Origin of the sequence: Micromonospora maritima, assembly GCF_902825405.1 — a bacterium.
In the GTDB taxonomy this organism is placed as follows: Bacteria; Actinomycetota; Actinomycetes; order Mycobacteriales; family Micromonosporaceae; genus Micromonospora; species Micromonospora maritima.
In genome coordinates this window covers 1-4,966 of record NZ_CADEAU010000393.1, presented here as the reverse complement: position 1 = coordinate 4,966, position 4,966 = coordinate 1, and the positions used below count along the sequence as shown (strand labels likewise).

The window sequence follows — 4,966 nt, the reverse complement described above, 5'->3', positions numbered from 1 at the left end:
CCGCGCTCGCCGCCGTGGTCGCCGTGACCCTCGCGGTACGCGGCGGCGCCGCCCCCGCCTGCGCCGCTCCGCCCGTCGGTGCCCCGCTCCCGGTCGGTGCCGCTCTGCCCGTCGGTGCCGGCGCGCACACCGGGAAGGCCACGTTCTACGACTCGAAGGGTGCCGGCGGCAACTGCTCCCGACCCGCCGCGCCCGCCAACCGGCTCTACGTCGCGCTCGGTCCGAGCGAGTACGCGGCCGGTGCGTCCTGCGGCGGCTTCCTCGACGTCACCGGCCCGCGCGGCACCGTCCGGGTGCTCGTCATGGACCAGTGCCCGGAGTGCGCGCCCGGCCACCTCGACCTCTCCGCCGAGGCGTTCGCGCGGATCGCCGACCCCGTGCAGGGCGTCGTCCGGGTCACCTACCGGGCGGTGGTGGACCCGGCACTGCCCGGCCCGCTCACCTTCCGGATCAAGGAAGGCGCGTCCCAGTGGTGGTTCGCCGTCCTGGTCGGCGACCACGGCAACCCGTTGCGCTCGGTCGAGGTCCGGCAGGACGGGGCGTGGCGGGCGGCGGACCGCGAGAACTACAACTACTGGCTGATCCCCTCCGGGGCCGGCCCGGGCCCGTACACGATCCGGGTCACCGACGTGTACGGGCACCGTGCGACCGCGACCGGCATCCGGATGGCACCGGGGCAGGTGCAGCGCAGCACGGTCCGGATGTACGGCGCGGGGGCCGCCGCCACGACCACCAGGCCGGCGAAGCCGTCCCGCTCCCCGTCCGTCCGCACCACCAGCGTGTCCCCGGCCCGGTCCATCCCGCCGCCGGCTGCGCCCCCCGCGTCCGAGTCCGCGCCCCTCGTGGCGGCCGCCGCCCCCACCGGATGCGCCTGACCCGTTCGTCGATCATGGAGTGGTGGTGCCTCGGATGTCGGGTCAGCGGACTGTGTCAGGTGCCATCACTCCGTGATCGACGGATCCGGGGCGTGCGGGGAGGTCGAGCCACATGAGGATCTCGTCGCGGGAGTCGGTGCGGGAGAGGCGGAGCGCGGCCGGGAGACGGCCGATCTCCCGGTAGCCCAGACGCCGGTAGAAGCGGTCCAGGCCGAGGCCGTCGCGGACGGTCACGTGCAGCGCCTCCACGCCCATGGCGCGGGCGACCCGCTCCGCCTCGCGCATCAACGCCGCGCCGTAACCGTGGCCCTGGGCGTCAGGGTGCACCATGACGCGCTTGAGCACCCGCCAGTGCGTCTTCAGGTGGAACCGGTTGTCCGCGACGATCAGGACGGCGACCAGCCGCTCGCCCGCGTAGCCGACCAGCAGCCGGTCCGGACCGCCGACGATCTCGGCGAGCGTCGACTCGGCGACCGGCCGCACCTCGTCCTCGGTGACCGGGGCGACGAAGCCGACCGCGCCGCCGGCGTTCGTCACGTCGACCCAGAGGTCGATTAGCTGTTCGCACAGCTCAGGGGTGAGGTCGGGGTCGAGTACGAAACGCAGGTCCACCTGGCCATCCTGGGGCACAGCGGCCGCGGATCGGGGCAGTTGGTGACCCTCGTGACACGACCCCTCGTGGAGCCGGTGGTCACCGGCTGAGCTGCGAGCTGACGGAGTGCAGCCAGCGAAGTTCGCGGGCGAGGTGTTCGAGCGCCTCGGCGGCTTCCGCCGCATCGACGGGAGCGTGCTTGATCCGCTCGGCGGCGAGCAGCCGGCACTGCTGCAGCGCGGGCACCACCGCGGACCGATCATCGAGGCCGTACGCACCGACGAACAGCCGCAGGCGGGCGGCGATGTCCGGTGCGGGGCCGAACCCGGCCGCGCGTAGCTGTTCCGGCGGCGCGAGCGGCACGAACTCCCACGCCGCCGCGGCCAGGTCGACCAGGGGATCGACCGGGCCCGACGCGTCCCAGTCGATGAACCCGACCGGCAGCCCGTTCCGATAGACGGTGTTCCACGGCCCGAGGTCACCGTGCGAGACGATCTCATCCGCCCGGGGCGGACGCGGCACGAAGCGATACTCCGTGTCGGCGGGTGGGAAGCCACGTGCGGCGTCGTGGAGCTGTCGCACGAGCATCGCCGTGGTGACCAGAGCGGCCTCGGACCGGGCGTAGTCCGGCAGTCGCTGTACCGTTCCCGGCCGCCAGTCCGGGTCGACCGGCACGTCGCCGTCGATGAAGGTGAGGATCTCGCGGTCTCCGTCGAGCCCGAGGAACCGCGGCGCCCCGTCGAATCCCGCAGTCTCCAGGTATCGCAGGTACTCGTGTACCGCACCGGACCACGGGCCCGTAGGCCGCAGGAGGTGTCCTCCGAGCCGACTGATGCCCTGCGTCATCCGGCCCGCCGGAAGCGGGACCTCCCTCTCGGGAGAAGACCGTCCGGGATTCACCCGACGAGTATGGACCGCGACCATGATCAGAGGCGGCGGCGTCAGGCCAATTACGTTCAGGCGGCCACCGTCAGGACGCCGCGAGCAATCGGATCTCGCAGCGGACGCCGTTTGCCTTGGCGAGCCGACCATCACCGGTCACGAGTGGGCAGGCCAGCAACTCCGCCGCAGCAACGTAGGCTGCGTCATACGCCGTGACGTTGCCCCGCAACTGCCACATCCGGTCAAGCAGCATCGCGACACCAACCTCATCGATGACCAACGAGGGCAGGGTGTCGATTGCCTCCTGTGCCCGAGCAAGGCCCAGCTTCCTGCCGAGGACCTTGCCTCTGATCACCGACATGACCTCGACCAGAAGATGGCTCGGCGCGGCCCAGTGCGGATCCGCGGTCAGCTCCGCCCGCGCCGCGTCGCCAACCGGGCCGTCATCGACCAAGGCATCGGCCAGAACCGACGCGTCCACAACGATCACGCTGCGCTGCCATACGGCCCGCGCTGCTCCCGCTGGTCGTTCAACTCGGCGGCACTCTCCCCTGGCAGGGAGCGAGCACCGTCCGAGCGGCCGGCGAAGCGATCAAGGGCCGCCGTGTTGCCTAGCCGTCGAGCCTGCGTCTCCACCAGCTCCAGCAGGTACGCCTGGAGGGACTGCCCACGCGCCCTGGCCTGCGCCGCCAAGGCGTCTCGCACTTCCTCTGGCACGTCCCGAATCTGGAGAGCGACCATGCATTCATTATGCATGCAGCATCGCTCGTTGGGAGGAAAGACTCGCACCGTCGGCCAGCCGGTTCGGATGGCGGCTGCGGTAACCAGGAACCGCATCTCAGAGAAGCACGTGGGGCCGGCGGGACTCGAACCCGCACTGGTGCGGACCTAAACCGCATGCCTCCTGCCAATTGGGCTACGGCCCCATCACCGTGCACACCAGTGTCACGGCCCAAGGATCGTAAACCACGTCCGGGGCCACGACCGTCGGCGCACGGCCGTCCGCGAGGGCTGTCAGTCGAGCCCGAGGTCGCGGCGCAGCTTGGCGACGTGGCCGGTGGCCTTGACGTTGTAGAACGCGTGCGCGATCCGGCCCTCCTCGTCCACCACGAACGTGGAGCGGATCACGCCGGTGACCGTGCGGCCGTACATCTGCTTCTCGCCGTACGCGCCGTACGCGGTCAGCACCGCCTTGTCCTCGTCGGCGACCAGCGGGAACGTGATGGCGTCCCGGTCGCGGAACTTGGCCAGCTTCGCCGGCTTGTCCGGCGAGAGGCCCACCACCTCGTAGCCGGCGGACTGCAACGAGGCGAGCGAGTCGCGGAAGTCGCACGCCTGCTTCGTGCAGCCGGGGGTCATGGCGGCCGGGTACGCGTACAGGATGACCTTGCGGCCGCGCAGGTCGGTCAGGGACAGGGTCCCGCCGTCGTCGGTGGGCAGGGTGAACTCGGGGGCGGGGTCACCGGGCTTCAGGCGGTCGGTCATGGCGGTGACGATACCGCCGCCCCTGCGCCGGTGACCGCCGTCGACACCCGGCCGACGGTGATGATCACCATGCGTTGTTGCAAGGGATTGGCAACAACCCCCTCCCGGAAATAGGCTCACCTCGTGGAAACCCTGGCGATGCACATCTCCAACGGGATCATCGACGGTCCCGTCGCCGCGATCTTCGCGGCCTTCGCGCTCGCCGCGCTCACGTTCTGCGTGTTGCGCGGTCGGGCCGACCTCGACGACCGGCTGGCGCCGATGGCCGGTCTGGTGGCCGCGTTCATCTTCGCCGTGCAGATGCTCAACTTTCCGATCTTCACCGCCGGGGTGAGCGGCCACCTGCTCGGCGGCGCGCTCGCCGCGCTGCTGGTCGGGCCCTGGGTCGGCGCGCTCTGCGTGGCCGTGGTGCTGGTCGTGCAGGCGCTGGTGTTCGGGGACGGCGGGGTGGCGATGCTCGGCCTCAACATCACCAACATGGCGATCCTCGGCACCGCCGCCGCCTACCTGCTGATCGCGCTGCTGCTGCGGGTGCTGCCGCGTACGCCGGCCGGGTTGGCGGTCACCGCCTTCGTCTCCGCGCTGGTCAGCGTCGTGGTCGCGTCCCAGGGCTTCGTGCTCCAGTACTGGCTGGGCGGCACCACCGACCTCGGCGGCAACCTGGGCGGGCTGGCCGGCACGATGGCCGTCGCGCACCTGCTGATCGGCATCGGCGAGGGCCTGATCACGGCGACCACCGTGGTCACCGTCGCCAAGGTCCGCCCCGACCTGGTGTACGCGCTGCGCGCCCTCAAGCCGGCCGTGCCGGCTCCCGCCGTCCCGGTCGCCGGAGGTGCCCGATGAGCAAGCGTTCCTGGCCGTTCCTCCTCGGTGGCCTGCTGGTGGCGTTGCTGCTGGCCGGCGTGGTCAGCAACTACGCCTCGTCGCACCCGGACGGGCTCGACTCGTCGCTGCTCAAGGGCTGCACGGTGAACGCCGACGACGAGATCACCGGCGGTAGCTGCCCGGCCCAGCAGGCCAGGGACCACGAGTTGGCGGACAGCCCGCTGGCCCGGCTCGGACTCCTGGCTGCACGTCTCCGCCGGCCTGGGCACCCACCCCACCGCCCCGATCCGCTTCGCCTGCCCGCCCG

Annotated in this window: 8 protein-coding genes and 1 tRNA gene; 3 read left to right on the top strand and 6 right to left on the bottom strand. The window is 71.5% G+C overall.

Annotation, left to right across the window (positions count from 1 at the left end; all coding sequences use genetic code 11):
* Positions 1 to 875: expansin EXLX1 family cellulose-binding protein (locus tag HUW36_RS25360; protein ID WP_174530462.1), on the top strand; the 875-nt coding region annotated here is incomplete at its 5' end.
* Positions 876 to 917: 42 nt separating this feature from the next.
* Here the strand turns inward: HUW36_RS25360 and HUW36_RS25355 are convergent.
* From HUW36_RS25355 to bcp, 6 genes are all read right to left on the bottom strand, one after another.
* Positions 918 to 1,487, bottom strand: a complete 570-nt coding sequence (locus HUW36_RS25355) for a GNAT family N-acetyltransferase (protein ID WP_174530461.1) — start codon at positions 1,485 to 1,487, stop codon at positions 918 to 920.
* A gap of 79 nt (positions 1,488 to 1,566) precedes the next feature.
* Positions 1,567 to 2,313 carry a phosphotransferase gene (locus HUW36_RS25350; RefSeq protein ID WP_174530460.1) on the bottom strand — a complete coding sequence of 249 codons (747 nt, stop codon included), beginning with the start codon at positions 2,311 to 2,313 and terminating at the stop codon, positions 1,567 to 1,569.
* A gap of 124 nt (positions 2,314 to 2,437) precedes the next feature.
* On the bottom strand, positions 2,438 to 2,839 hold the full coding sequence (locus HUW36_RS25345; RefSeq protein WP_174530459.1) for a type II toxin-antitoxin system VapC family toxin: 402 nt from the start codon (positions 2,837 to 2,839) through the stop codon (positions 2,438 to 2,440).
* Positions 2,836 to 3,090 carry a FitA-like ribbon-helix-helix domain-containing protein gene (locus HUW36_RS34615; protein ID WP_246248318.1) on the bottom strand — a complete coding sequence of 85 codons (255 nt, stop codon included), beginning with the start codon at positions 3,088 to 3,090 and terminating at the stop codon, positions 2,836 to 2,838. Before HUW36_RS34615 ends, HUW36_RS25345 begins: the two co-directional genes overlap by 4 nt.
* 110 nt (positions 3,091 to 3,200) lie before the next feature.
* Positions 3,201 to 3,275, bottom strand: a tRNA-Leu gene (locus tag HUW36_RS25340).
* Positions 3,276 to 3,363: 88 nt separating this feature from the next.
* The gene (gene bcp / locus HUW36_RS25335) at positions 3,364 to 3,834 is read right to left on the bottom strand and encodes a thioredoxin-dependent thiol peroxidase (protein ID WP_174530458.1); all 471 of its coding nucleotides are present in this window, start codon (positions 3,832 to 3,834) and stop codon (positions 3,364 to 3,366) included.
* A 123-nt stretch (positions 3,835 to 3,957) separates the two neighbouring features.
* Between bcp and HUW36_RS25330 the strand changes: the two genes are divergently transcribed.
* Both HUW36_RS25330 and HUW36_RS25325 read left to right on the top strand, forming a co-directional pair.
* Positions 3,958 to 4,677 (top strand): energy-coupling factor ABC transporter permease, encoded by a 720-nt coding sequence (locus tag HUW36_RS25330; RefSeq protein WP_091580891.1) that lies wholly within the window; start codon positions 3,958 to 3,960, stop codon positions 4,675 to 4,677.
* On the top strand, positions 4,674 to 4,966 hold a 293-nt coding region (locus HUW36_RS25325; RefSeq protein ID WP_246248317.1), incomplete at its 3' end, for a PDGLE domain-containing protein. The genes HUW36_RS25330 and HUW36_RS25325, both read left to right, overlap by 4 nt.